This is a genomic window from Polaribacter staleyi (assembly GCF_038024045.1).
Lineage (GTDB): Bacteria > Bacteroidota > Bacteroidia > Flavobacteriales > Flavobacteriaceae > Polaribacter > Polaribacter butkevichii.
The window spans coordinates 342,954-369,882 of the sequence record NZ_CP150665.1 but is presented as its reverse complement, the minus strand read 5'-3'; the positions used below and the strand labels follow the sequence as shown (position 1 = coordinate 369,882).

At 30.1% G+C, this 26,929-nt stretch carries 22 protein-coding genes; 5 read left to right on the top strand and 17 right to left on the bottom strand.

Annotated features, from left to right (window positions below):
• Window positions 1-3: 3 nt before the first annotated feature.
• Complete coding sequence (locus tag WHD07_RS01325; protein ID WP_343329740.1) at window positions 4-1,470, bottom strand: circularly permuted type 2 ATP-grasp protein; 1,467 nt, start codon at window positions 1,468-1,470, stop codon at window positions 4-6.
• A gap of 484 nt (window positions 1,471-1,954) precedes the next feature.
• On the opposite strand from WHD07_RS01325, the gene WHD07_RS01320 reads away from it, so the two are divergent.
• Window positions 1,955-2,854, top strand: a complete 900-nt coding sequence (locus WHD07_RS01320; protein WP_343329739.1) for an EamA family transporter — start codon at window positions 1,955-1,957, stop codon at window positions 2,852-2,854.
• Between the two features lie 76 nt (window positions 2,855-2,930).
• Here the strand turns inward: WHD07_RS01320 and WHD07_RS01315 are convergent, their stop codons facing one another.
• The 4 genes from WHD07_RS01315 to WHD07_RS01300 form a co-directional block, all read right to left on the bottom strand.
• Window positions 2,931-3,821: a carbohydrate kinase gene (locus WHD07_RS01315; protein WP_343329738.1), complete on the bottom strand. Its 891-nt coding sequence runs from the start codon at window positions 3,819-3,821 to the stop codon at window positions 2,931-2,933.
• Window positions 3,822-5,321: a mannitol dehydrogenase family protein gene (locus tag WHD07_RS01310; protein WP_343329737.1), complete on the bottom strand. Its 1,500-nt coding sequence runs from the start codon at window positions 5,319-5,321 to the stop codon at window positions 3,822-3,824.
• Between the two features lie 6 nt (window positions 5,322-5,327).
• Window positions 5,328-7,043, bottom strand: a complete 1,716-nt coding sequence (locus WHD07_RS01305) for a hypothetical protein (protein ID WP_343329736.1) — start codon at window positions 7,041-7,043, stop codon at window positions 5,328-5,330.
• 88 nt (window positions 7,044-7,131) lie between these two features.
• Complete coding sequence (locus tag WHD07_RS01300) at window positions 7,132-7,992, bottom strand: hypothetical protein (protein WP_343329735.1); 861 nt, start codon at window positions 7,990-7,992, stop codon at window positions 7,132-7,134.
• Between the two features lie 320 nt (window positions 7,993-8,312).
• On the opposite strand from WHD07_RS01300, the gene WHD07_RS01295 reads away from it, so the two are divergent.
• The 3 genes from WHD07_RS01295 (at window position 8,313) to WHD07_RS01285 (ending at window position 11,863) form a co-directional block, all read left to right on the top strand.
• A complete protein-coding gene (locus WHD07_RS01295; protein WP_343329734.1) occupies window positions 8,313-9,050 on the top strand; it encodes an NUDIX hydrolase in 738 nt (245 codons plus the stop codon).
• Between the two features lie 428 nt (window positions 9,051-9,478).
• On the top strand, window positions 9,479-10,882 hold the full coding sequence (gene uxaC / locus WHD07_RS01290; protein ID WP_343329733.1) for a glucuronate isomerase: 1,404 nt from the start codon (window positions 9,479-9,481) through the stop codon (window positions 10,880-10,882).
• 15 nt (window positions 10,883-10,897) lie between these two features.
• Complete coding sequence (locus tag WHD07_RS01285; RefSeq protein ID WP_343329732.1) at window positions 10,898-11,863, top strand: Gfo/Idh/MocA family oxidoreductase; 966 nt, start codon at window positions 10,898-10,900, stop codon at window positions 11,861-11,863.
• A 21-nt stretch (window positions 11,864-11,884) separates the two neighbouring features.
• On the opposite strand, the gene WHD07_RS01280 is transcribed toward WHD07_RS01285, so the two are convergent.
• From WHD07_RS01280 to WHD07_RS01255, 6 genes are all read right to left on the bottom strand, one after another.
• Window positions 11,885-13,183 (bottom strand): TRAP transporter large permease, encoded by a 1,299-nt coding sequence (locus WHD07_RS01280; RefSeq protein WP_343329731.1) that lies wholly within the window; start codon window positions 13,181-13,183, stop codon window positions 11,885-11,887.
• 5 nt (window positions 13,184-13,188) lie between these two features.
• A complete protein-coding gene (locus WHD07_RS01275) occupies window positions 13,189-13,659 on the bottom strand; it encodes a TRAP transporter small permease (protein WP_343329730.1) in 471 nt (156 codons plus the stop codon).
• Window positions 13,659-14,645 carry a TRAP transporter substrate-binding protein gene (locus WHD07_RS01270; RefSeq protein ID WP_343329729.1) on the bottom strand — a complete coding sequence of 329 codons (987 nt, stop codon included), beginning with the start codon at window positions 14,643-14,645 and terminating at the stop codon, window positions 13,659-13,661. Before WHD07_RS01270 ends, WHD07_RS01275 begins: the two co-directional genes overlap by 1 nt.
• A gap of 149 nt (window positions 14,646-14,794) precedes the next feature.
• Window positions 14,795-15,634: a 5-dehydro-4-deoxy-D-glucuronate isomerase gene (gene kduI, locus WHD07_RS01265; RefSeq protein WP_343329728.1), complete on the bottom strand. Its 840-nt coding sequence runs from the start codon at window positions 15,632-15,634 to the stop codon at window positions 14,795-14,797.
• 55 nt (window positions 15,635-15,689) lie between these two features.
• A complete protein-coding gene (uxuA, locus tag WHD07_RS01260; RefSeq protein WP_343329727.1) occupies window positions 15,690-16,877 on the bottom strand; it encodes a mannonate dehydratase in 1,188 nt (395 codons plus the stop codon).
• A gap of 12 nt (window positions 16,878-16,889) precedes the next feature.
• Window positions 16,890-17,699, bottom strand: coding sequence for an SDR family oxidoreductase (locus tag WHD07_RS01255; protein WP_343329726.1), 810 nt, complete (start codon window positions 17,697-17,699; stop codon window positions 16,890-16,892).
• A gap of 221 nt (window positions 17,700-17,920) precedes the next feature.
• On the opposite strand from WHD07_RS01255, the gene WHD07_RS01250 reads away from it, so the two are divergent.
• On the top strand, window positions 17,921-18,964 hold the full coding sequence (locus WHD07_RS01250; protein WP_343329725.1) for a substrate-binding domain-containing protein: 1,044 nt from the start codon (window positions 17,921-17,923) through the stop codon (window positions 18,962-18,964).
• 715 nt (window positions 18,965-19,679) lie between these two features.
• Here WHD07_RS01250 and fabG read toward each other — a convergent pair.
• From fabG to lpxA, 6 genes are all read right to left on the bottom strand, one after another.
• Complete coding sequence (gene fabG / locus WHD07_RS01245) at window positions 19,680-20,423, bottom strand: 3-oxoacyl-[acyl-carrier-protein] reductase (RefSeq protein WP_105048512.1); 744 nt, start codon at window positions 20,421-20,423, stop codon at window positions 19,680-19,682.
• A gap of 121 nt (window positions 20,424-20,544) precedes the next feature.
• On the bottom strand, window positions 20,545-23,508 hold the full coding sequence (locus WHD07_RS01240) for a M16 family metallopeptidase (protein WP_343329724.1): 2,964 nt from the start codon (window positions 23,506-23,508) through the stop codon (window positions 20,545-20,547).
• 105 nt (window positions 23,509-23,613) lie between these two features.
• Complete coding sequence (sucD, locus tag WHD07_RS01235) at window positions 23,614-24,486, bottom strand: succinate--CoA ligase subunit alpha (RefSeq protein WP_105048510.1); 873 nt, start codon at window positions 24,484-24,486, stop codon at window positions 23,614-23,616.
• Window positions 24,487-24,547: 61 nt separating this feature from the next.
• Window positions 24,548-25,474, bottom strand: a complete 927-nt coding sequence (locus WHD07_RS01230) for a UDP-3-O-(3-hydroxymyristoyl)glucosamine N-acyltransferase (protein WP_343331034.1) — start codon at window positions 25,472-25,474, stop codon at window positions 24,548-24,550.
• A 93-nt stretch (window positions 25,475-25,567) separates the two neighbouring features.
• A complete protein-coding gene (gene efp / locus WHD07_RS01225; RefSeq protein ID WP_105048508.1) occupies window positions 25,568-26,134 on the bottom strand; it encodes an elongation factor P in 567 nt (188 codons plus the stop codon).
• A gap of 9 nt (window positions 26,135-26,143) precedes the next feature.
• Entirely contained in the window at window positions 26,144-26,929 is a 786-nt protein-coding gene (gene lpxA / locus WHD07_RS01220) for an acyl-ACP--UDP-N-acetylglucosamine O-acyltransferase (RefSeq protein WP_343329723.1), read from the bottom strand.

The window sequence follows — 26,929 nt, the reverse complement described above, 5'->3', positions numbered from 1 at the left end:
TCTTTATTTTTTTAAAACCCAAGTGTCTTTAGAACCACCACCTTGAGATGAATTTACTATTAAATTTCCTTTTTTAAGCGCAACTCTAGATAAGCCTCCTTTTAATACAAAATCGATGTCTTTTCCTAATAACGTAAAAGTCCTTAAATCTACGTGCCTAGACTCAAAAGACTCATTATCATCAATATACGTTGGGTGTGTAGATAAAGACATAATAGGTTGTGCTATATATTTTCTAGGGTCTGCTAATATTGTTTTTTTAACCGTTTCTATTTCTTCTTTTGTTAATTTACTACCAATAGAAATTCCATATCCACCAGACTCATCAACAGGTTTCACAACCAACTTATCTATATTTTCTAGCACATACTTTAATTCGTCTTTTCTACTACAATGATAGGTGTGTACATTGTTTAATATTGGTTCTTCATCTAAATAATATTTAATAATTTGTGGCATATAGGTGTAAACAGCTTTATCATCTGCAACACCTGTACCAGGAGCGTTTACTAAAGTTACATTTCCTTTTAAATAGACAGAAAATAAACCAGGAACCCCCAACATAGAATCCTTTTTAAAAACCAAAGGATCTAAATACAAATCATCTATTCTTCTATAAATAACATCTACTTTTTCTGGTCCATAAATAGTTCTCATGTATACAAAACCATTTTCTACAAATAAGTCTCTACCTTCTACTAAAACAACCCCCATTTGTTTTGCCAAAAAGGAATGCTCATAATAAGCAGAGTTATAAACACCAGGCGTAATAATAACGCAAACAGGCGCATCTACTCCATTAGGTTTTACAGACTCCATTGTTTCTAATAACTTAGATCCATAATCTACCACTGTATGTGCTTTATATTGATTAAAAACACCAAACAACGCATGTTTTACAGCTGTTCTATTTCCTATAACATAACTTACTCCAGAAGGACATCTTATATTATCTTCTAAAACATAATAATTACCATCAGCATGCTTTATTAAATCGGTACCAGATATATGGTTGTAAATTCCTCCAGGAGGATCTAACCCTTTCATTTGAGGTAAAAAATTTACAGAAGAATCAATTAAATCTTTAGGTACAATACCTTGTTTTATAATTTTCTGATCATGATAAATATCCCAAAGAAAAAGATTTAATGCTTTGCTTCTTTGTAAAACACCTTTCTCTATGGTAGTCCATTCTTTATTATTAATAATTCTTGGAAATAAATCGAAAGGAAAAATTTTCTCTTTTACCTCCTTCTCACCATAAACCTGAAACGTAATTCCGAGATTAAAAAAAGAATCTTTTGCTTTTTTATTTAAACGATCAAATTCTGAAACAGAATAAGATCCAAATAAATTATACAAAGTTTTATAAACTTCTCTTATTTCATTATTCTTATTAAAGAGCTCATCATAAAATCTAGAATCTAATTCGTAAGTTGAAAATAGCGGTAGTGTTGTAGTTTTTTTCAAATCTTATAATTTTTTAGTAAATATAAATTAGTTTTATGAAAATGTCAATGATTTTTAAAATATGTTGCGATTATTGTAATAGTAATTTTATTTCATTTATTTTTTTACATTAATAACAATAAATTGATACCAAATCTTTAATAAATCAATAATAAGGATATAATTGATATGCATTTATTTGTTAAAAAGACGAAAACAATGGTGAAATCTATAAAAAACAACAATAAAAGAGCTTTTTTTAATTAAAAAACCTGCATTTAGGTACTTTCTTAAAATTCTTACAAAAGATAGCGTTTATTCTCCTAAAAGATTGAAAAAGTTTGTTATTAAAAAAATAACTTTTTAATAATAATCATTAAATAAAAAGTAAAATACTATCTCACAACAAGTTAACCAAAATTTTAATTGCTGTTTTTAATTTTAAATAAAATACTAATTATTAACTGTTTCATATTTTTTTGATTCTACTATCTTCGCGCGCATTATGTGGATGTACTTAGGACTTTTAGCTGCTTTATTTTTAGGATTACACAATTTATGTAAAAAACATGCCGTACAAGGTAATGAGGTTTTCCCTGTATTGTTGGGAACTATTTCTGCTGGTTTTTTATTGATACTTCCCTTCTATTTGGGATCTATTTGGAATCCAGATTATATGCAAAAGATAGGATTTTATATAACAAATATTCCTTGGACTACTCATGGGTTTATTTTTATAAAATCGATGATAATGGCAGCTTCTTGGGTTTTAGCATATCAAGCATTAAAACATTTACCAATTACTATTGTAACCCCAATTAGATCTGCAGGCCCTTTTTTCACCTTTATTGGTGCCATTTTTATTTATCAAGAAAAACCAAACTTTTTACAATGGATTGGTTTTTTCCTGATTATTCTCTCAGTACTTTTATATTCTAAAATTGGAAAAAAGGAAGGCATTAACTTTAAAAGAAATAAATGGATTTTTGCCATTATCGGTGCAACCTTTTTAGGAGCTTCTAGTGGATTGTATGATAAATTTTTAATTCAGAATTTAAGCTTAAACCCACAAACATTACAATTTTGGTTTTGCTTCTACACCATTCTAATTTTATTAATAATTTTATCTATTACTTGGTTTCCTTATGCTGATAAAAGAAAAGCCTTTAAATTTAGATGGTCTATACCCGCAGTGGGAATTTTATTGCAAACAGCAGACTACTTTTATTTTAAAGCTTTACAAGATCCTGATGCATTAATTATGTTATTATCGGCCATCAAAAGGAGTCAGATTTTAATTGCAGTTGTAGTTGGTGGATTGCTATTTAAAGAACAAAATAAACGTAAAAAATTGGTTCCTTTATTCGGTATTCTATTGGGGGTATTTTTAATATTATATTCTTAAACGAAAAAAGAGGCTGTCTAAAAAGATATTCTTTTTAGACAGCCTCTGCTAATACTAATTATGTACAACGTTGCTTTTAAACAGTCTTTTGTGCAATAAAGTTTAAAATATCACTTTCTTTAATTTCAGGATTTGCGCCTTCACTACTTGCAACAATGGCACCAACAGCACAAGCAAAATCTAACGCTTCTTGAGGATCAACCTCTTTTAATAATTTATTTATTAAAGAAGCTAAAAATGAATCTCCAGCACCTACTGTATCTATAACTTCTATTGAATAACCACTATTATAATAAAATTTGTCATTATAATAGAGTATTGCACCTGCACTACCTTTTGTAACACAAATAGATTTAGTGTCTGTAGCTTCTGCTATAAATTGAATATTCTTTTCTAATGAATTTGATGAAAAATTTAATCCTTTTGAAATTTCAAAAATTTCATCATCATTAAATTTAATAAAATTAGCTTCCTTCATTAAATAACTTAAACCATCTATATTATAATAAGGTGCTCTAAGATTAACATCAAAAATTTTATAGTTTGCTATTTTTAAAAGTTCATACAGTGTATTTCTAGAGACTTCATCTCTAGCCACCAAACTACCAAAAACAAAAGCATCTGAAACCTTAACTATTTTCTTTGCACTTTCTGTCAATTCAATTTGATCCCAAGCCCTAGGAAACATAATGTCATAAGAAGCACAACCTTTATCATCTAGTATTACTTTAACTTTTCCTGTTTTTAGATTTTCATCTACTTGTAAGGCTACTTTGTTAACGTTATTTTCCTTAATAAAATCCTTAATTTTTTGACCATTATCATCTGCTCCAACCCTAGTTATTATATATACATTATTATCTAAAGATTGTAATCTTACTGCAACGTTTAAAGGAGCTCCTCCTATTTTTTTGTGCGTTGGAAACACGTCCAAAAGCACTTCGCCAAAACATGTAATATTTGCCATCTAAATTTTATTTAAAACTGTACTATTTATATCTTTTACCGATTTTTCTATTCCATTTTTAACAATATTTTGATATGCATCGGTATAAGCTTCTAAAAATATCTTAGAGTTTTTAAGCTGCCCAAAAATAGATTCTATTTCTAAAAAAGCTGCAGGGTTATTTCTTGATAAAATTGCTTTTTCAGTTAAAATTGCTTCCATAGCGTCTTTTATCATTAATTGCGAACCATTCTCATTTACTCCAACACTATATATTGCAAAAGCAGCAATGATAAAAGCGGCATGGTTTATTGTTCTATTATTCTCTAATTGCGCATAAACCGTTGGTAAAATAAAAATTGGAATTTTAGCTGAACTCTCAGAACAAATTCTTTCAATTTGATCTTTTATGTAAGTGTTTCCAAATCTTTGGATTAATGAAAACTTATAATTTTTTAAGTTTACACCTTCTAAATCTCCTAAAGTTGGTGTTACTTCATTCCCCATATATATTCTTAAAAAAGAACTGATATCAGCGTCATTTGCTGCTTCATCAATAGTTGAATATCCATATAATGCGCCTAAAATTCCTAATACAGAATGACCTGCATTCAGTAAACTTAATTTCATTTTTTCATAGGGTACTACATCTTTTACAAACTGAGCTCCAACAGTTTCCCAAGCAGGTCTTCCTGCAGCAAAATTATCTTCTATAACCCATTGTTTAAAAGGTTCACAAACTACTGGCCAACCATCATCAATACCTGAAGTTTCTTTTAATTTTTCGATATCTAACGCTGATGTTGCTGGTGTAATTCTATCGACCATTGCATTCGGAAACGAAACGTTTTCATCAATCCAAGACACTAATGTTGGTTCAGCAACTTTTACATAACTCAACAACATTTTTTCTGCCATATGCCCATTTCCTTGAATATTATCACAAGATTGAATGGTAACACCTTTTAAACCTTTTTCTTTTCGTAATTTTAACGCTTGTGTTAAATATCCAAAAATAGTTTTAGGTGCACTTGGCGTTTCTAAATCATGTTGAATTAAAGGGTTTTCAAAATTGAATTCTCCTGTTGCTTCATTGTAATTATAGCCACCTTCTGTAATTGTTAAACTAATAATTTTAACATCCGGACTTGCCATTTTTTCAATGACTTTTATCGGGCTTTCAGGTGCATATAAAACTTCTACCATAGAACCGATAATTTGCTTTGTTAACGAACCATCTAATTCTTTTATAATCAACGTATATAAACCGTCTTGTTCTTTTAGTGTGTTGTAAATTTTAGTATCAAAATCTAGCAATGCAACACCACAGATCCCCCAATCTTTCTGCGCTTCATTTTCTAATAATAAGTCCGTATAAAAAGCTTCATGAGATCTGTGAAAGCCACCAATACCCACATGCACAATACCTGTTTTAATTTCACTTCTATTATAAGTAGGTGAAGTTATTTTAGTACTAATTTCTACTAAATTCTTTTGATTTAATTTAATTATATTTTCCATGATTTTTTATTTATTTAAAGAATTGCCTCTTCTAAGTGCCCAAATTGATGTTGCAAAATAAATTACAGTACATACAAATGCGTATGTATAAAATAGTTCTCTATTTTCTATATATATTTTCTCTGTTTCACTGCCAAATAACACAATACAAGCCAACACAAGCGTAATTGCTAATACAAGTAATGAAATAACTTTTAGCACCTTTGTAAATAGTGAATTATCGACTATGATAACAACTTCTTTTTCAGCCTTCTTTTCTTGAAATTTTTCTATGTTGATATTTCTTATTCTCTCTTTTTCTTCTTCTTCTGGATATTTATCTTTTGCACCATAACGTCCTGCTAAAAAGGTGTAAATAAGTATTGTAAAAATCCAAGTTGGTATAAATAAATAATAAAAAGACATTACATTTAACATATTTAAACCAAACCCAAATAACAATCCTAATGCCCAAGAAGCAATAGCCGGAGTACTAAATGTTAATTTACGGTATTGAGACCAATAACGTGTATATCCTATTTTAGGAAATATTTGATGTTCTGCAAAAACAATACTACCAACTGGCACCACTAACAAACCAGCATACGTTAATAGTGGAAGCATTTGAGAAAACACAAACGGAAAACAAGCTACTACCATGGTTACTAAACCAACAATTATAGTAGTCTTTTTTCTTGAACTTTTAGTAAAAATTGCTTGTGCAGCTAAACCTGCTCTGTAAAGATTAGCTACAGCGGTGGTCCAACCTGCTACAATTACAATTACAAAACCAGACCAACCTAACGCATAATAAGCAACATCTCCTGGATCTAATTCCACAATAGATTTACCGATAATAACGGCAGCACCAGCTCCCATTATTCCTGCAGAAATCCAAGCAACAAAATGACCAAACATCATTCCGGTACTGGTTGCTAAACCGTAAGACTTCTTTTTTGCAAAACGAAACAAAGCCATATCAATAAGTCCAAAATGAGTAATTGAATTTGCTGCCCAAGCAAAACCGATTACTTCTAGCAATCCAATACCTGGTTCCCCATCGCTATTAAGTCCGGTCCAAATAGATTGATCTCCTAAATTTATAAGTTCCGTCCATCCACTTGGTAACGTTTCTCCTAAAACATCTAAAGAAAGCGCAGGTAAAAGTATAAATGCACCACTAATAAACATCACAAATAACCAAGGTGCACAAATTGCAGAGAATTTAGATACTGCTGTAAAACCATATATAGCAATAGCAACCACTACAATACCAACAAGTAAAACGATTAAAACAAACCAAAGGTTTGTTGGATACCAATCTAATTGTGCCGGAATATCAAAAGCAAACCGAACAGCTGTAGAAGATACGGTTATCATTGCCGCAGAAATTACCGTAAAAATAACAACGTTTGCCCAATTATAGAGCTTTGTCATAGAATCTCCTGCTATTTTATTAAGATATGTATATAAACTCAATCTAGTATCTACAGCAATAGGAGATGCAATTAAAGTCCAACTTAAAACGGCTAATATATTACCAATCAATAAACCTAAAATAATATCTTTAGTAGTTGCACCTAAAGCTACAAAGGTTGCACCAATTACAAATTCTGTGGCAGCAACATGTTCTGCAGCATATAAACCAGCAAAATGCGTCCAATTATGAAGTTTGTTTTTAGCAATTGGTAATTGTTCTATTTCTAAGTTTTCGAACTGCTGGTATTGATTGGGTGTTTCCATGTAATGTTTTTTTTAAAGTTAGTTCTTTTTAATTTTAGTTACAATGCGCGGCATGGTAAACTGTAAATATTTAGAAATTATATTGATCTTAAAATAACGCTATATCAAGTTGAAGCACCATTTTTTCTTGTTCCGGATTCCACATCGCAGTAACACCAATTGGCAATTTGTAGGTGCCTATTTTTACATCTTTGTTTAATGTAGCTCCTACATTTATAATATTTCCTGCATTATTGGTATAAAAAGTTTTATCTGTAATAAAAGACCAAGCTCCACCAGCAAAAAGTGATAAACTAGCATCTCGTTTTTGCCATACTTTACTTTGAACTTCAAAATAATGTGTCCAAGAATTCTTTAAAGAACCATCTCTCTGAATTTCATAATCTCCAGAACCACCATTTACAATAGTAGCCAAATACAATAATGTGTTTAGTGTAACATTATAACCAAAACTAACATCTACAAAATTATAGCCTTGTGTTTTATCATAACTCCAAAATTGTAATTTATCTCCCCTTTCTTCCACTCCTGTGTAATTATTATGAGATACAGCTTCAATAAAAAAAGCATCAGAGAAGCGATATTTAGTATAAATTGAGACTTCTTTATAATAAGCACTTTCATTTTTACCTGTTGCATTGTTTTCTACATCTATTGTAGAAAAACTTGCACCACCCCAAAAACCAAAAGTAAATTTCTTGTTTTTAGAATTGTATTCTATACCCGTAGCAATCATTGCTCCTGGATGAACAACACTCCCGTGCCATAAGTGCATATTTTTTAAATGTCCACCAATTATAAATGCTTGGTAATCATCTTTTGAATTATTTTCCTGAGCATTCATCGTTTGAAGAGCCAATAGAAAAAGTGCAAAAACAAATAATGATTTCATATTTACTTTTGAAGTAAATATGTTTTTTTGTTTTAAATACTGAAATGTTAGTTTCATTCTTTTTAATTTATATAGTTAATTGAAAACCAACTTTTTCAAAAGCGTCAAAATGACGTTTGATAAGCAAATGTATATAAAAAAATAATACAAACTTAAAAAAAGAGTAGAAAAAATATTCTAAATTATCTTTATAGTACTCTAATTTAACACTACATTGCTTTAGGTAGTGAATTTATACAATTATAAAAAGAGCATAAATAAATTAATATTTATTCTTTATTGTGATAAAAGTTAAAATAGTTTGACTAATAATGTATATTTGACGTTTATTATTGATTTATAAAATATTAATGTAAATTTACATCCTAACTTATAATATGGAAATTAATAAAATCCCAAATTTATCGGTAGATTGTGTTGTTTTTGGTTACGATACAGAAACCAAATCATTAAATGTATTGTTGATAAAACGTTATTTAGAATCTGCATCTAAAGACAAAGTATTGGTAGATGATTACGTTTTAACAGGATATCATGTGTTTGAAAATGAAGCTTTAGACGATGCTGCATCTAGAGTATTAAAAGAGTTAACAGGATTAACAAACCTTTATAAAAAACAGTTTAAAGCATTTGGAAACCCTAACAGGTTAATGGGAAAAAAAGATTTACTTTGGATTGAAAATGAAAAATTTAACTTAAGAACAATTACTATTGCTTACTATTTTTTATTAAAAACGGAAGAAGTTTCCCTTACCGATAATAAATACCAAGCAAAATGGTTTTCTATTAATGATTTACCAGAACTAGGTTTCGATCATCAACAAATTATAGAAGAAGCTTATGAAGATTTAAAAATAAAATGTTTGCAAGAACCTATTATTTTTGAATTATTACCAGATAAGTTTACCATTAATGAGGTGCAAGACCTATACCAATCTATTTTGGCTATAGAAATTGATAATAGAAACTTTAGAAGAAAATTAATTAACAAAAAATATATTGTTCCTTTAGATGAGAAACAAGTTGGAGTATCAAAAAAACCAGCGCAATTATATATGTTTAGTAAAGATATTTATGATAAAATATTTCAGAAAAATTATTTAATCAATATTTAATAGGTGTAGCTAGTATTCTAAATACTTAGTAATTTTTTCCTGTTTTATATCCAGCTTTTTATATCATTATTCTAGAAATATTTTACTAGAAAATTAAAAAACTTACTTATGCAATGAGTATAAGATGTGTTATTTTATATATTAAAAAAAACAACGAACACCGCATTTACAGTGATTTAAGTTGTAAACCAAAAATTATACTCATAAGTAATTGAAAACAACTAACAACTTCAGCACATATTTTAATCGCTGCTGAATAATTATTTCTATAGTTACTTCTCCTTCTACCATTACTACAAAATATTTTAACTGAAATAGTAGTTATAACTACGACAAAAAAACACTTTGGATAGAAAAAAATCTTCATAATTTGTATCTTTGATTTTGAGTATTTTATTTCAATTAAGAATTACACTTATACTAAAAAAATGAAAACATTTCTAAAGGATGATTTTTTACTTCAAACTGATTTTGCTAAAAAATTATATCACAATTTTGCTAAAAAATTACCCATTATAGATTATCACAATCATTTACCTCCTAATGAAATAGCTGTAGATAAACAGTTTGAAAACATAGCACAAGTTTGGTTATCTGGAGATCATTATAAGTGGCGTGCAATGCGTGCTTTTGGGATTCATGAAAAATATATTACAGGGGACGCAACTGATAAAGAAAAGTTTTTAAAATGGGCAGAAGTTGTACCTTTTACAATTAGAAATCCGCTTTTTCATTGGACACATTTAGAACTAAAAGCATATTTTGGAATTAATGAAATTCTAACACCAGAAAATGCAGAAGAAATCTATGAAAAGACTGCAAAAATGTTGCAAGAAAAAACTCATTCTGCAAATGGTTTATTAAAATTGATGAATGTAGAATCTTTATGTACTACAGATGATCCTATAGATTCTTTAGAATATCATATTGCTATTCAAAAAGACAAGACAAAAGTAAAAACATTTCCAACTTTTAGACCTGATAAAGCATTTGCCGTAGAAAATGTAAAAACATATAATAAATATCTTTTAAAACTAGAAAAAGCAAGTAATTTATCTATTGATAATTTTAATGACCTATTGGCTGCTTTAGAAAATAGAATCGATTTTTTTAATAAAAATGGTTGTAAGTTATCAGATCATGGATTTGGACAATTGTATTATTTTGAAACGGATGTATATGATATTTCTTTACTTTTTAAGAAAATAAAAGCAAATAAGGACTTATCAAAAGAAGAAGTATCTTTCTTTAAAGCAAAAACAATGATTGCTTTGGGAAAAATGTATCATAAAAAAAGTTGGACTCAACAATTACATTTGGGTGTAATTAGAGATAATAATAAACGTTTATTAAAAACTTTAGGGCCCGATACTGGCTTTGATTCTATTGGAGATTTCTCTCAGGCCGAATCATTATGTGGCTATTTAAATACTTTAGATACCACAAATCAATTAACAAAAACAATAGTTTACAATTTAAACCCTTCAGACAACGAAGTGTTTGCAACCATGGTTGGTAATTTTAATGATGGTAATATAAAAGGAAAAGTTCAGTTTGGTGCTGCTTGGTGGTTTTTAGATCAAAAAGATGGTATGGAAAAACAGATTAATACACTTTCTAATCAAGGTTTATTAAGTTGTTTTGTTGGTATGCTAACAGATTCTAGAAGCTTTTTATCGTTTACAAGACACGAATATTTTAGACGAATTTTATGTAACATAATTGGTACTGATGTAGCAAACGGAGAATTGCCAGATGACGAAGAGTTTTTAGGTAAAATTGTAAGTGACATTTGTTATTATAATGCTAAAAGTTATTTCAATTTTAAATAATAAAACCCTCTTTTTATGGATACTATTAATTGGGGAATTATAGGTTGCGGAGATGTTGCAGAGGTAAAAAGTGGGCCTGCTTTTCAGAAAGTAAAAAACTCGAAACTTATTGCTGTAATGAGAAGAAACGCCATAAAAGCAAAAGATTTTGCAAAAAGACACCAAGTTCCTTATTGGTACACTTCTGTAGAGGAGTTATTAAATAACCCAGAAATAAATGCTGTTTATATAGCAACTCCGCCTTCTAGTCACTTAGAAATTGCTAAAAAATGTTTGACTGCACAAAAACGTGTGTATTTAGAAAAACCTATAACTTTAAATTTTTCTGAAGCACTAGAATTAAATAAGCTTATTAATACAAATGATCAATTAGTTGTTGCGCATTATAGACGAAAATTACCTGCATTTTTAAAAGTAAAACAGTTAATTGACAATAATGTAATTGGCAAAATATTATTCGCAGATCTTAAAATTCTACAATCTAAAAAAAATACAATCATTGTTAAAACAGCAACTAATTGGCGATTAGAACCAGAGATTTCTGGTGGTGGATATTTTCATGATATTGCACCTCATCAAATAGATTTAATGTATTATTATTTTGGTGAAATAAAAAAAGCAATAGGTTTTACTGATACAACAAACAAAAACAAAGCGGCTAATCTTGTAAACGGAATTATTGAGTTTGAAAACGGAATTCAATTTAGAGGTATTTGGAATTTTAATGCATCAGAAAATACTGTAAAAGATGAATGTAAAATCTATGGCGAAAATGGCACAATTACCTTTTCTTTTTATGGTGAAGAAATAACTGTATCTACTATTAAAAAGGAAGAAGTCTTCAGTTTTAAAAATCCGGTTCATATTCAACAACCAATGATAGAAAGTACTGTAAATTATTTCTTAGGTAAAGAGAAAAATCCTTGTTCTATAGAAAATGGAGTATCTGTTATGAAAATAATGGACTTGTTTACTTCATAAAAAAACATTTACAATTCTAGACTACAACAAATCAAATTGTCTTGGCAACCAAAGTGTTAATTCAGGAAAATATGTAATTAATAATAATACTGCTATCATCACCAAAAATAAAGGTAACAAGGGTTTTATTACTTGTTGAATTTTTAAATTTGCTACACTACAACCTACAAAGAGTACAGAACCCACTGGCGGAGTACATAACCCAATACAAAGATTCATAATCATAATAATTCCAAAATGAATTGGATTCATCCCTAATTCTGTAACAATTGGTAGAAAAATTGGTGTAAAGATTAATACAGCAGGAGTCATATCCATAAAAACCCCTACAAATAATAATATTAAATTGATAATAATTAAAATAACAATTGGATTATCACTAATTGATAATAACGTATTACTAATTTCTTGCGGAATGTTTTCGTAACTCATTACCCAAGACATAGCAATAGACGTTGCAATTAATAACAGTACAATTGCAGATGTTTTTACTGTTTCTAACAACAAAGGAGAAATATCTTTAACTGCAATTTCTTTATAAACAAAACCTAAAACTAATGTGTAAATTACAGCAATTGCAGATGCTTCTGTGGCTGTAAAAATACCAGCTACAATTCCTCCAATAACTACAACCAACAACATTAAACTAGGTAAAGCATCAATAAAACGTTTAAAAAACTCTCTAAAACTAACTAATTTATCTGTTGGATATTTTTTTATAATCGAATAAATTAAAGCCACAACCATTAAAGCTAAACCAATTAATAAACCTGGTACATAACCTGCAATAAATAAGGCCGCAATAGAAACACCACCACTTGCCAAAGAATAAACAATTAACACATTACTTGGCGGAATTATTAATCCTGTTGTTGCACTTGTTATATTTACGGCAGCACTAAAGGATTTATCATATCCATCTTTTTCCATCATTGGGTTCATAAAACCTCCAATAGCAGATGCTGCAGCCACTGCAGATCCAGAAATTGCACCAAAAAGCATACAAGAAATGATATTTACAAAAGCCAAACCTCCAGGAAGTGGCCCTACAATTGCCTTTGCAAAATTAATTAACCTAACTGCAATTCCACCTCTATTCATTATTTGACCTGCCAATATAAAAAATGGTATTGCAGATAACGTAAAACTATCCAACGAAGTTGCCATTCTTTGTGCTAATGTAGTTACAGAAGGTAAAAAAGGCATGGCACTTAACAAAGTAAATAAAGCAGCTAACCCAATAGCATAAGCAATTGGTACTCTTAATGATAAGAATATTAAAAAGCTGGTCACTAAAATTAAAACTTCAACTAAATTCATATCTTTTAAGCTTTATTTAATTTTCTCTTATAGATAAATGTATCTAAACTGTAATAACTAATTAAAATTCCAGAAATAGGCACCACTAAATAAATGAAACCTAAAGGGATTTCTAAAGTTGCTGATGTTTGACCAAATTGAAAACTTAGTTGACACAGTCTAACCCCACCAATAACCATAACTGTAAAAGCAAAAACAAAAGTTGATAGGTAAACAATTGCATCAAATAAATTTTGTTTTTTTTCTACTACTTTTTCAGGAATTAAATCTATTGCCAAATGCAAATGCTTACCTGTTGCGTAAGCCGCACCTAACAATCCTAACCAAATTAAAGAGAAACTAGAAATTTCATCTGTAATAGTACTTGGGTTTCGTAAAATAAATCTAGAAAACACTTGCCAAACAACACTTAATAACATTAAAGCTAGAATAAAAAGCACTAATTTTTCTAATATATTATCAATTTTAGCTCTCATTATTGTTGGTTTTTTATGGAAATAATTAATGATTTCATTTCTTCATTATCAGAAAACATCTCTAATATTCCTTTGGTTTGTTCTTCAAAAGGTTTTTTCTCTGGATAAAAAATTTGCACACCTGCCTTTTTAACTGCTGCCAAAGATGCTGTTTCTGATGCTGCCCATAATTTTCTTTGTGCTATGGTACTTTCTGCTACAGCCTCTTTTAACCACCCTCTTTCTTGTTCGTTTAAACGACTATAAGTATCTGTACCAATTAATAATACATCGGGTACAGAAGTATGTTCATCTAAAGAATAAAATTTACAAACTTCGTAATGTTTGGAGGTATAAAAACTGGGTGGATTATTTTCTGCTCCGTCTACAACTCCCTGCTGTAAGGCCGTATATAATTCTCCCCAAGAAATTGGTGTTGGAGCCCCACCTAAATCATTAATCATAGCAACTGCCATGTTACTTTTTTGCACTCTAATTTTTTTACCTGTTAAATCATTAGGAGTTTTAATAGGACTTTCTTTCATATAAAAACTTCTACTTCCTGCATCATAAAAAGTTAAACCACGTAATCTAAATTTTTCTCCTTTCAATAATAAATTTTCACCAATTTCACTATCAAAAACACTAAATGTATGTGCTTTGTCCCTAAACAAATAAGGCACACTAAACACTTTATACTCTGGAATAAAATTCTCTAAAACTGCCGCAGAAACCTTAGTAATATCTAAACTTCCTATTTGCAATAATTCTAAACACTCTCGTTCTCCCCCTAATTGTCTACTAGGATAAATAGTAACAATTAGTTTTCCTCCAGATTTTTCTTTCAGTTTTTCTCCTAAAACTACCATCGCTTTATGAACTGGGTGTTGCGTATCTAAACCATGAGCCAATTTTAAAACTTTAGTTGTTTGTTCTGTTTTACATCCAACTAAAAATAAAGAAAGAGTGATGAGTAAAACCGTAAAAAAAGTACTCCTATTTATCATTATATATTGATTTATAGTATTTTTATTATCAATGGATTATTAGTCTTTTTTTTAATTCTCTAAATAAGCCTCACTATCTGTTTGCTTTTTAAATTGATTACTTATCTCCAACCAAAACCTGCATAATAATAAAGTTTGAGACATCTTTTTTATCTTAAATCTGTTATTTTAGCGACATCCATATCGTTGTAATCTAAATTCTCTCCTGCCATTCCCCAAATAAATGTATAATTTGACGTTCCTGATCCTGAGTGAATTGACCAAGGAGGAGAAATTACTGCTTGGTGATTTTGCATCCAAATATGACGTGTTTCTTGTGGTTGTCCCATAAAATGACAAACTGATTGATTTTGAGGGATATCTAAATAATAATACACTTCCATTCTTCTATCATGCACATGTGCTGGCATTGTGTTCCAAACAGAACCTGTTTTTAACTCTGTCATACCTATTTGTAATTGACAAGTAGTTACAATACCTCCAATAATCATTTGGTTTACTGTTCTGTGATTTGCTGTTTCTAAACTTCCTAATTCTATTTTATTAGCAGCTTCTTTTGTAATATGTTTTGTTGGAAAGGCAGTATGTGCTGGTGCAGAATTGATATAAAATTTTGCAGGGTTATTAGCATCGTCACTAATAAAAACAATTTCTTTTGCACCTTTACCAATGTATAATGCATCTTTAGGATTCATTTTAAAAACCTCACCATCAACAGAAATACTTCCCCTATCTCCTACATTTATAATTCCCATTTCTCTTCTTTCTAGAAAAAAATCAGCTTTTAAAGGATCTATTGTTTCTAATTTTAAAGGTGCTATTGGCACAGCTCCACCAACAATATATCTATCATAATGAGTGTAGGTAAACTTTACTTTACCTATTTCCATTAAATCAGGAATTAGAAACTCATTTCTTAATTCTTGAGTGTCGTATTTTTTTACTGTTTGTGGACTTGAAGCGTATCTTATTTCGAAAGTTGTTGACATAATATATTTTTACATCATTAGCTTTTAAACTAATGAGGTGTAATTTTAATTCATTTTATAATGATCGTCTAATTCCTAATTCTAATCCACGTAATTCTGCCAAACCACGCAAGCGACCTATACCAGAATAACCCGGATTTGTTTTTTTCTTTAAATCGTCTAACATTTTATGACCATGATCGGGTCTAAATGGCATTCTTACATCTTGCCTACCAGCAGCAATTCTTTTTTGCTGTTCTAAAATCAACGCTTTCATTACAGCATACATATCTACATCACCATCTAAATGATTTGCTTCATGGAAATTCCCTTCTACATCTCTTTTCGTAGCACGTAAATGAATAAAGTGAATTCGATCTCCCAAACGTTCTACCATACCTTCTAAATCGTTATCAGATCTTACACCAAAAGATCCTGTACAGAAAGTTAACCCATTATGATGAGAAGGAACAGCTTTATAGATATCTACAATATCTTGTTCTGTAGACACCACTCTAGGCAAACCTAAAATAGGAAAAGGAGGATCATCTGGATGAATACACATTAACACCCCTGCTTGTTCTGCCGCTGGAATAATTTCTGATAAAAACGAAAACAAATTCGCCTTTAATTCCTTTGGACCAACATTTTTATAGGTTGCCAAAATAGTATTAAACTCTTCTAAAGAATAGCCTTCTTCTGCTCCAGGTAAACCTGCAATAATATTTCTGATTAATCTTTTTTGATCATCTACGGATGCATTCTTTAAAAATTCTGCTGCTTTTTGTTTCTGAGCATCAGAATATTCATTTTCTGCACCTGGTCTTTTTAACAAATACAATTCGAAAGCGGCAAAAGCGGCTGCTTCAAAACGTAATGCTGTAGAATTATCTGAAACTTCATAATCTAAATTTGTACGTGTCCAATCTAAAACTGGCATAAAATTGTAACAAACAATATCAATTCCGCATTTACCTAAATTTAAAAGTGTTTGCTTATAATTTTCAATATACAATTGATAATCTCCAGACTTCGTTTTAATATTTTCATGAATGGGTACAGATTCTACAACAGACCACGTTAACCCAACATTTTCTATAATATCTTTTCTTTTGATGATTTCTTCTACCGTCCAAACTTCACCATTTTTAATATGATGTAACGCAGAAACAATACCTGTTGCTCCAGATTGTTTTATATCTGATAAAGAAACAGGATCATCAGGTCCGTACCAACGCCAAGTTTGTTCTAAATTTTGTATCATTTATTTACTTATTTAAACTCCACTAAAAGCACCAAAACCACCATCAATAGAAATAACAGTTCCAGTAATAAATTTTGAAGCTTCACTACATAATAAATGTATTGCTCCATTTAACTCTTCTGCTTCACCAAAGCGTTTCATTGGTGTATTTTGTATAATCGTATTTCCTCTATCTGTTAAAGAACCATCTTTATTAGTTAGTAATTTTCTATTTTGATCTGCAATAAAAAAACCAGGGGCAATTGCATTTACTTTAATTGCATCACCAAATTTTAAAGCCATGTCTACGGCCATCCAACGGGTAAAGTTTTCCATAGCTGCTTTTGACGCAGAATAACCTACAACTCTTGTTAACGCTTGGGGTACCGCCATAGAACTCACATTAACAATAGACCCATTACCTTGGTGTGACATATGTTTTCCAAAAACGATTGAAGGTATTACGGTTCCCATTAAATTAAGGTCTGTTACTTTTTTAAAATCTGGAATAGAAATATCAAAAAGAGAATCTTCCGGAGCAATAGTAGCTCCTGCCATATTACCTCCTGCTGCATTAATTAAGACATCAATTTTTCCCCAAACATCAATAATTTCATCCTTAATTTTCTCTAAACCTTCTTTATCTAAAACATCTGCTTTAAAACCTAAAGCATGTGTACTCGATAAAGAATTAGCCAATTTATCTGCCTTTTCTTTATCTCTTCCTAAAATAGCCACTTTAGCACCAGATGCTATTAAATGCTTTGCTATGTTAGAACCTAAAACACCATAACCACCTGTGATTATGATTACTTTATCTTTAATATTAAATATTGTGTCCAAATATTTCTTTATTTTTAAATTAATTATTAATCTCTTCTAAACCATAATTCTGCGTCTAAAAACACTCCTATTTTTATCACCATAAATACTTTAACGAATAATATTTTTTATTTACGTGTACGCACACAAATATAACAATTAAAATTTTGTGTGCGTACACAAATTATAATATTTTTACTAAATTGCATCGAATTAAAATACCAGGAATCACTAATTTAAATATGATTACAATAAAAGATATTGCCAAAGAGGCAAAAGTTTCTGAAGGTACTGTAGATAGGGTGATACATAACAGAGGTGGTGTTTCTAAGAAAACAGAAGCTAAAGTTAAACAAATAATTGAGCACCATAATTTTAGTGTAAACCCTGTAGCAAGTGCACTTGCCTCTAAAAACAAACATCAAATTTCTGTATTGATACCAGAATATAATGATGATGACATCTTTTGGAAATTTCCTTATTTAGGTATTTTAAAAGCTGCAAATGATGTAATAAATCACGGAGTTCAAGTTAAAAGCTTTACTTACAATCAATACAACGTACTTTCTTATCTTAATAGATTTAAAGAATTATTAGAAACAAAACCTACTGCAGTTATAATGGTGCCTAATTTTTCTAAAGAGACACATCAAATTGTAGCTCAATTAGAAATATTAAATATTCCATACTTATTTTTAAATATTGATATTAAAGGATTTAAGAACATGGCCTATGTAGGTCAAGATTCTTATACAGCAGGTTATATAGCCGGTAAATTAATGCATTTTAGCATTCCTAATTCATCGGAACTTCTTATAATACAATCTAAACACAACATCACTAAAAACAACGCTGTTTCTAATAGAATTGAGGGCTTTAATGATTATTTTTTTAAAAATAAAATTGATTATAAAATACAAACTTTAAAGATTGACACTTTTAACAACTCCTCGGAAACCAAAGAACAAATAAACAATTATCTAAAAGCACATACTTCCATTAAAGGCATATTTGTACCCTCTAGTAGAATTTATATCGTTGTTGATTGTATAGAAGATAATCTATTAAAAGACCTTGAACTGGTTGGTTTTGATAATACACCACAAAACACAGAATGCTTATTAAATGATACTGTTTCTTTTTTAATATCTCAAAAACCTTTTGATCAAGGATATGAATCTGTAAGACTATTATCTGATTATCTAATTCATAATAAAATATCAAACACAAAACATCACCTTCCTATAGATATTCTTATAAAAGAAAACGTAAAGTATAACCTCTAAAAAATGATTTTAATTCAATTAAAAAAAATACTTTGATTTGTCCTTGTAATTTTAAAAACATTATAAATATTGTTCCTTCCCCCCCTTTTTCATGCAAAAAATCAGGAATTTTATAGATTTTTTTTGATAAAAAAGAATAAACTATAAGTCTTAAGGTTATGTTTTGTATAAATTTATCAAAAGATCTATCCTATATAAAATTTGTAACAACACAAAAAAGTACGGAGTATTCTAAAAAGCAAAAACTTTTGAGAATATCATTTACCAATTAAATAATTGCTCTTTTTCTAAAAATTATCTTATATATAAAACTCATTGCTTTCTTTTCATGTTTCTATACAATCCATGTTCTAAAATGAATTCCTTTTAGCACCAAACCTTCTAACAGGCCTTTATCTCCAAAAAAAAATCTAAATACCTTATCATCTAACTTTTTCTATTTAATTGGAAATTGATCATATGCACTGATAGTAGAAAAATTAATAACTTACCCTTTGTCATTGCAAAATAGATAAAGCTTAAATCCATAATTCTTAACTTTTTTCACAAAGTCTTTAAAGGAGCAGAAACAATAAAAGAGTATGTGAAATTTAAAATTAATAAATAAAAAAATCTCAGGTTAAAATTTAACCTGAGATTTTAAAACTTAGACAGTTTCTAAGAAACTGACCTTTCCTTTTTTGAACACTGTTTAATTTATATAAGAAGTATTTTCTTAATTCATTCCGCCATCTACAGACAATGTTTGCCCAGTTATATAAGAACTCATATCAGAAGCTAAAAACACACAAGCATTCGCAATATCTATTGGCTGTCCTCCTCTTTTTAAAGGAATTCCATCTCTCCAACTTTGCACAGTTGCTTCGTCTAATTTTTCTGTCATTTCTGTTTCTATAAAACCAGGAGCAACAACGTTACTTCTAATATTTCTAGAACCTAACTCTAAAGCAACTGATTTAGAAAACCCAACAATACCCGCTTTGGAAGCTGCATAATTAGTTTGACCAGCATTTCCTTTAATACCTACAACAGAACTCATATTTATAATAGAACCTTTACGTTGTTTCATCATCGGACGAATAACGGCTTTGGTTAAATTAAAAACTGACTTTAAATTTACTTCAATTACTTTATCAAAATCGTCTTCAGAAATACGCATTAACAAATTATCTTTTGTGATACCTGCATTGTTTACTAAAATATCAATAGCTCCAAATTCTTTTAAAACTTCTTTAGCTAATTCTTGAGCAGCATCAAAATCTGCCGCGTTAGATTGATATCCTTTTGCAGAAACGCCAAAAGCTTTTAATTCTTCTTCTAAAGCATTTGCAGCATCAACAGAAGAACTGTAAGTAAAAGCCACATTTGCACCTTGTTTGGCAAATTCAATAGCGATTCCACGACCAATTCCTCTTGTAGCACCAGTAATAATTGCTGATTTATTTTCTAATAATTTCATATTATTTAGTTGTTTTTAAGGCCGCAAAGATACTAAAAATAAAAAAACTCGTAAACCCAAATTGGGTCTACGAGTTTTTATTTATAAGAAATTTTGATATTAATTACATCAAGCTAAACGACTATTGTTTTACCTCCTTTTTATCTACATAATTGAATAAATAATCGATGTCTAATTCTTTTATTTTTCCTAGTTTTTGTAAAGATTGAACGTTTAAGTCTTTTTTATTACCAATAACCATAACATTATACGATTCTCCTTTAATGTTTTTATTAAAAAAGGCTTTTAAATCATCTATAGTCATCTCTTTTATAGCATTGTACATTGCTTCTCTATTGTCATTATCAATTCCTAATTTTTGCAATCTTTCATAAGACCAAAAAATATTAGATTTTGTAATTCTTTGAGCTGCTAATTTTTTTAAGGTTGCTTCTTTTGCTGCGTTAAATTGTTTTTCTGCTTCTGGCATATCATTCATCAATTCCATCATAGCATCTACAGCTTGCTCTAATTTATTAGCTTGTGTACCCACATAAGCCATCACATAATTGGCATCTCCTTTTTTAGATGCGTTGCTATAAGCGGCAAAAGCAGAATATGCTAAAGATTTTGATTCTCTTATTTCTTGAAATACGATTGATGATAATCCACTACCAAAATACGTATTAAACAACGTTGATGCTGCCATGTTTTCTGCTTTAAAAGGTTCGCCTTTTGCTAAAAACATCAATTCTGTTTGTACCATATCATAATCTGTAAAAAATACATTTCCACCTGTTTCAGTTTCTTTATATTCTTTAGCTACCGGATATTCTTTTAAATCTCCATAGATTTTATGATTTGTATTTAATGCAGCAACAGCTGCTTCTACATCTTTACCATAATAAAAAATACGTTGCTTGTAGTTTTTCATATCTTTTACAAGTGCCACTAATTCTTCTGGATCGATTGCTTTTAATTCATCAATTTGCATGATATCTCTTAGCGGAGAATTTTCTCCATATTTACCATAATTCATCAAACCATTCCAAAGAATATTTCCTTTTTGGGTTTTTCCATCCTGACGACCTTTGTAAATTTTTTCTACATATTTATTATAAGCATCTTTATCCGCTTTGGCGTTATCCCAAAGATGTTCTAATAACTCTAACCCTTTAGGTAAGTTTTCTTTTAAGCCATTTAAGCCAACATACGTTTTATCATTTGCAGTACTAACGTAATAAGAAATACCTAATTTGTAAAACTCTTTTTTAAGCGCTTCATTAGTATATTTATCTGTACCAATATATTCTAAATAACCTGCAGCTAGGGTTAATTTCTTATCATTATCACTACCCATATCAAAAATGATATTCATATCAAACAAATCATTTTTATCATTTAAAACATAAGAAACTTTAATTCCGTTTGCTGTTTTTGTTTCTTTAATTGCTGTTTTATAATCTACATATTTAGGTTGTAAAGGTTTCGACTCAACTTTATTAAAAGCTGTTAAATATGCAGAACTTTTATCTCTATTTAAATGTACTGGTGTAATACCAGGGTTTGCAACTTTTACAATATTTTTATCTTCTCCTTTTCTTTTATAGGTTACTACGTAATTATCTTGATAAAATTTCTTAGCAAATGCAGTTAATTGCTCTTTTGATATTTTCTTTAAATCATCTAAAAACTGAACTCTTTTAGACCAATCTTGTTGATAAATAAAAGCATTTACATAAGTATCTGCTAAAGCCGAATTATCTTCATATTGTTTTGTTTGACTTAATTTTAAGTCATTAACAACTGCTTCAATCATCCAATCTTCAAACTCACCATTTTTTAATTTTTCTATTTGAGCTAATAATAATTCTTTTACTTCATCTAAGGTTTGTCCTGTTTTAGGGGAACCTGTAAAAGAATGATATCCATAATCATTTAAAAAAGTAGGAGAACAACCTGCTCTTTGCACCAATTGTTTCTGATTTAAATTTAAATCGATAATACCTGCATTTCCATTAGACATAATCATATCGCACAGCGTTACCATTTTTTCTTCTTCTGTATTAATTCCTTCAGATCTAAATGCTATAGAAATAGATTCTGATGTTGGCCCGAAAACTTCATTTACAATTGGTGCTGTAATTTTAGTTTCTTTTGCTAAAGTTGGGTGCGTTAATTCTTTTCTTTCAAATTTACCAAAAGTGGCATTTATTTTTTTAATGGTTGGTTCAAATTCAAAATCTCCAACTAAAATTACAGCCATATTATTGGGCACATAATATTTATTAAAGTAGTTATGAATATCTACCATAGATGGATTTTTTAGATGCTCTGCTTTACCAATTGTTGTTTGTTGTCCGTATGGATGATTCGGAAACAAACCATCTAACATGGCAGCATAACGCTTTCTAAAATCATTATCTTGTCCACGATTAAACTCTTCAAAAACAGCTTCTAATTCTGTATGAAATAAACGCAACACTAAAGTACCAAAACGCTCAGCTTCTAAATCTACCCATTTATCTAATTCGTTGGCTGGTATTTTATTGGTGTACACCGTTTGCTCAAACCAAGTATATGCATTGGTACCTGTAGCCCCTAAAGAGGCAGTCATTTTATCATACTCGTTGGCAATTGAATAGTTAGAGGCTTCTAAAGAGACTCTATCAATTTCTTTATAGAGCGCTAATTTTTTGTCAGCGTCTTTTTCTACTCTATGTTGCTCGTACAAATTAGAAATTGTATCTAAAAACACTTTTTCTTTTTCCCAATCTGCAGTTCCTATTTTGTGTGTTCCTTTAAACACCATGTGCTCTAAGTAATGCGCTAAACCTGTAGATTCTTTAGGATCGTAATTAGAACCTGCTCTTACAGCAATGTAGGTTTGAATTTTAGGTTCATCAGAATTCTGACTTAAATACACTTTTAAACCATTTTCTAAAGTGTACAAGCGCAAACCTGTCGGATCATTTTTTACGGTTTCATAAGATAATCCGTTGGCATCTTTTTTTGAAGTTACCTCGTAACTCGTTTTTGTTTCTGTTTTACAGCTCGCGACTGCAACTAACAAAAAGCTAATACATAACAATTTAATCTTGTTCATAAATATAATTTTGGTTGAAATAAAAAACTCCGATGAATTTACGAATTCATCGGAGTTTATACTATTTTATTCTAAAATTTTAACAGTTTCTTAATGAAAATGGAATTACTTTAATACTTTTGCAATCATTTCACCAATTTTAGCTGGAGAACTCACAACGTGAATTCCGTTTTCTGCTAAAATTTTCATTTTTGCTTGTGCTGTATCATCAGCGCCACCAACAATAGCACCTGCATGCCCCATTGTTCTTCCTGCTGGTGCAGTTTGACCTGCGATAAAACCAACAACTGGTTTTCTGTTTCCATCCGCTTTAATCCATTGTGCAGCTTCAGCCTCTAAATTACCACCAATTTCACCAATCATAACAATTGCTTCTGTTTCTGGGTCATTCATTAACAACTCAACGGCTTCTTTAGTAGTCGTTCCAATAATTGGATCTCCACCAATACCAATTGCTGTAGTAATTCCGTAACCTTGTTTTACAACTTGGTCTGCTGCTTCATAAGTTAAGGTACCTGATTTAGATACAATACCTACTCTACCTTTTTTGAAAATAAAACCTGGCATAATACCAACTTTAGCTTCATCTGGAGTAATTACTCCTGGACAGTTAGGACCAACTAATCTACAATCTTTATTATCTATGTAAGCTTTTACCTTTACCATATCTGCTGTAGGAATTCCTTCTGTAATACAAATAATTACTTTAATTCCTGCATCTGCAGATTCCATAATTGCATCCGCAGCAAAAGCTGGTGGTACAAAAATAATTGATGTATCTGCACCTACTTTATCTACAGATTCTTTTACTGTGTTAAAAACAGGTTTTCCTAAATGTACTTGACCTCCTTTTCCTGGAGTTACACCTCCAACAACATTCGTTCCATAATCAATCATTTGACCAGCGTGAAAAGTACCTTCACTACCTGTAAAACCTTGAACAATAATTTTTGAATTCTTATTTACTAAAACACTCATTGGTTTGATATTTAATTTTGTTACGCAAAAATAGTTTATTGATTGTTTTTAAAAAAGGATTTTAAGAATTCTTTCTCTCTTTTAAAAATCGTTTTATTTCTGCCATTTCTTTTAACTTTTCTCTTGATTCTGAAACTGGTGTTCCAAAATAACTTTTTCCTCCTGCAACAGACTTTGTAACTCCTGTTTGCCCTAGAATTACAGCTCCTTTGCCTATTGTAATTCCGCTATTTGTACCTACTTGTCCCCAAATGGTTACTTCATCTTCAATAATTACACAACCAGCAATACCAGTTTGTGATGCTATTAAACATTTTTTTCCAATTTTGGTATCATGCCCAACATGAACCTGATTATCAATTTTGGTACCTTTTCCAATGGTTGTATCTCCGGTAACACCTTTATCTATTGTACAAGATGCACCTAAATCTACGTCGTCTTCTAAAACAACTCTTCCACCAGAAATTAATTTATCAAATCCTTCGGGTCTGTTTTTATAATAAAATGCATCTGCACCTAAAACTGTATTTGCATGAATAGTTACATTATTACCAATAACAGAATGATCATAAATAGTAACATTAGGATGAATTACACAATTTTGACCAATAGTTACATAGTTACCAACAAAAACATTTGGTTGAATTATTGTATTTTCTCCAATAACCGCAGAATCCGAAATACTAACTTTAGAAGCTATAAAAGGATTAAAATGCTTTGTTATTTTATTAAAATCACGAAATGGATCGTCTGAAATTAACAAGGCTTTTCCTTCTGGACACGCTACTTCTTTATTAATTAAAATAGTAGTTGCTGCAGAATTTAATGCTTTTTCATAATACTTTGGATGATCTACAAAAACGATATCTCCTTTGGTTACAACATGAATTTCATTGATCCCTGAAATTTCAAAATTTGCATCACCTATATAATTTACATTAATTAATGATGCAATTTCTTGTAGCGTTTGTGGTTTTTTGAATTTCATTTCTATATAATCTACAGTTTGCATTTTGCAATATTCAGTTTGCAAGTTTGAGTAAAAACTGCAAACTGAAGACTGTTTACTGCAAACTGAAATCTATTCTTTAATACGTTCTTGGTAAGTACCTTTAGTGGTTTCTATTTTAATTTTATCACCTTCATTAATAAACAATGGTACATTTACTATAGCTCCTGTTTCTACCGTTGCAGGTTTTGTAGCATTTGTTGCTGTATTTCCTTTAACACCAGGTTCTGCATGTGTAACTTCTAAAATAACACTTGCTGGTAAATCTACAGAAAGTGGCATATTATCTTCAGAATTGATAATAATAGTAACAATTTCTCCTTCTTTCATTAATCCAGGATTATCTAGAGCAGCTTCTAATAAACGAATCTGAGAATAATCTGCTTCGTTCATAAAATGATAAAACTCTCCATCATGATATAAAAACTGAAACTTGTGTGTTTCTACTCTTACATCATCTATTTTTCTTCCTGCAGGAAACGTATTATCTACTACCTTACCATTGGTAACACTTTTTAATTTTGTTCTTACAAATGCAGGACCTTTACCTGGTTTAACATGTAAAAATTCTACTATTTTGTATATATCGTTATTGTATTTAATACACAATCCATTTCTAATATCTGATGTTGTTGCCATTTCTGTTTTTTAATTAGCTTTATAATATCCTTTCATAATTCCTCTATGCGAATCTTTAATAAATTGAATGATTTCATCGCGTTCTGGAGTTGCTTCCATTTCTGCTTCTATGATATCGATTGCTTGGGAATTATTATAATTTTTTTGAAAAAGTATTCTGTAAATATCTTGAATCTCTCTTATTTTTTCTGTGGTAAACCCTCTTCTGCGTAATCCTACAGAGTTCATACCAACATAAGAAAGTGGTTCTCTTGCTGCTTTAACAAACGGAGGTACGTCTTTTCTAACCAAAGAACCTCCGGTTACAAAAGCATGATTACCTACAGATGCAAATTGATGTACAGCAACCATACCTGCCAACACAACGTTGTCTCCAATAGTTACATGACCTGCTAAAGTTGTATTGTTAGAAAAAATACAATTATCGCCAACAAGAGTATCGTGTGCAATATGGCAATAAGCCATAATTAAACAGTTGTCTCCTATTTTTGTTTTCATTCTATCTGCCGTACCTCTATTGATGGTAACACATTCTCTAATAGTAACATTGTTACCTATTTCTACGGTAGTTTCCTCGTCATTAAATTTTAAATCTTGAGGTATTGCAGAAATAACTGCCCCTGGAAAAATTCTACAATTTTCGCCAATTTTAGCGCCTTCCATTATAGTTACATTAGATCCTATCCAAGTACCAGAACCGATAGTTACATTATTATGAATAGTTGTAAATGGTTCTATAACTACATTTCTAGCTATTTTTGCTTGCGGATGTACATACGCTAGTGGTTGATTCAT

What these genes read in the sequence shown, in the direction of transcription:
- WHD07_RS01320 (WP_343329739.1), top strand. Translation starts at nt 1,955, where the DNA reads ATGTGGATGTACTTAGGACTTTTAGCTGCTTTATTTTTAGGATTACAC.
- WHD07_RS01315 (WP_343329738.1), bottom strand. Translation starts at nt 3,821, where the DNA reads ATGGCAAATATTACATGTTTTGGCGAAGTGCTTTTGGACGTGTTTCCA.
- WHD07_RS01310 (WP_343329737.1), bottom strand. Translation starts at nt 5,321, where the DNA reads ATGGAAAATATAATTAAATTAAATCAAAAGAATTTAGTAGAAATTAGT.
- WHD07_RS01305 (WP_343329736.1), bottom strand. Translation starts at nt 7,043, where the DNA reads ATGGAAACACCCAATCAATACCAGCAGTTCGAAAACTTAGAAATAGAA.
- WHD07_RS01300 (WP_343329735.1), bottom strand. Translation starts at nt 7,992, where the DNA reads ATGAAACTAACATTTCAGTATTTAAAACAAAAAAACATATTTACTTCA.
- WHD07_RS01295 (WP_343329734.1), top strand. Translation starts at nt 8,313, where the DNA reads ATGGAAATTAATAAAATCCCAAATTTATCGGTAGATTGTGTTGTTTTT.
- uxaC (WP_343329733.1), top strand. Translation starts at nt 9,479, where the DNA reads ATGAAAACATTTCTAAAGGATGATTTTTTACTTCAAACTGATTTTGCT.
- WHD07_RS01285 (WP_343329732.1), top strand. Translation starts at nt 10,898, where the DNA reads ATGGATACTATTAATTGGGGAATTATAGGTTGCGGAGATGTTGCAGAG.
- WHD07_RS01280 (WP_343329731.1), bottom strand. Translation starts at nt 13,183, where the DNA reads ATGAATTTAGTTGAAGTTTTAATTTTAGTGACCAGCTTTTTAATATTC.
- WHD07_RS01275 (WP_343329730.1), bottom strand. Translation starts at nt 13,659, where the DNA reads ATGAGAGCTAAAATTGATAATATATTAGAAAAATTAGTGCTTTTTATT.
- WHD07_RS01270 (WP_343329729.1), bottom strand. Translation starts at nt 14,645, where the DNA reads ATGATAAATAGGAGTACTTTTTTTACGGTTTTACTCATCACTCTTTCT.
- kduI (WP_343329728.1), bottom strand. Translation starts at nt 15,634, where the DNA reads ATGTCAACAACTTTCGAAATAAGATACGCTTCAAGTCCACAAACAGTA.
- uxuA (WP_343329727.1), bottom strand. Translation starts at nt 16,877, where the DNA reads ATGATACAAAATTTAGAACAAACTTGGCGTTGGTACGGACCTGATGAT.
- WHD07_RS01250 (WP_343329725.1), top strand. Translation starts at nt 17,921, where the DNA reads ATGATTACAATAAAAGATATTGCCAAAGAGGCAAAAGTTTCTGAAGGT.
- fabG (WP_105048512.1), bottom strand. Translation starts at nt 20,423, where the DNA reads ATGAAATTATTAGAAAATAAATCAGCAATTATTACTGGTGCTACAAGA.
- WHD07_RS01240 (WP_343329724.1), bottom strand. Translation starts at nt 23,508, where the DNA reads ATGAACAAGATTAAATTGTTATGTATTAGCTTTTTGTTAGTTGCAGTC.
- sucD (WP_105048510.1), bottom strand. Translation starts at nt 24,486, where the DNA reads ATGAGTGTTTTAGTAAATAAGAATTCAAAAATTATTGTTCAAGGTTTT.
- WHD07_RS01230 (WP_343331034.1), bottom strand. Translation starts at nt 25,474, where the DNA reads ATGAAATTCAAAAAACCACAAACGCTACAAGAAATTGCATCATTAATT.
- efp (WP_105048508.1), bottom strand. Translation starts at nt 26,134, where the DNA reads ATGGCAACAACATCAGATATTAGAAATGGATTGTGTATTAAATACAAT.
- lpxA (WP_343329723.1), bottom strand. Translation starts at nt 26,929, where the DNA reads ATGAATCAACCACTAGCGTATGTACATCCGCAAGCAAAAATAGCTAGA.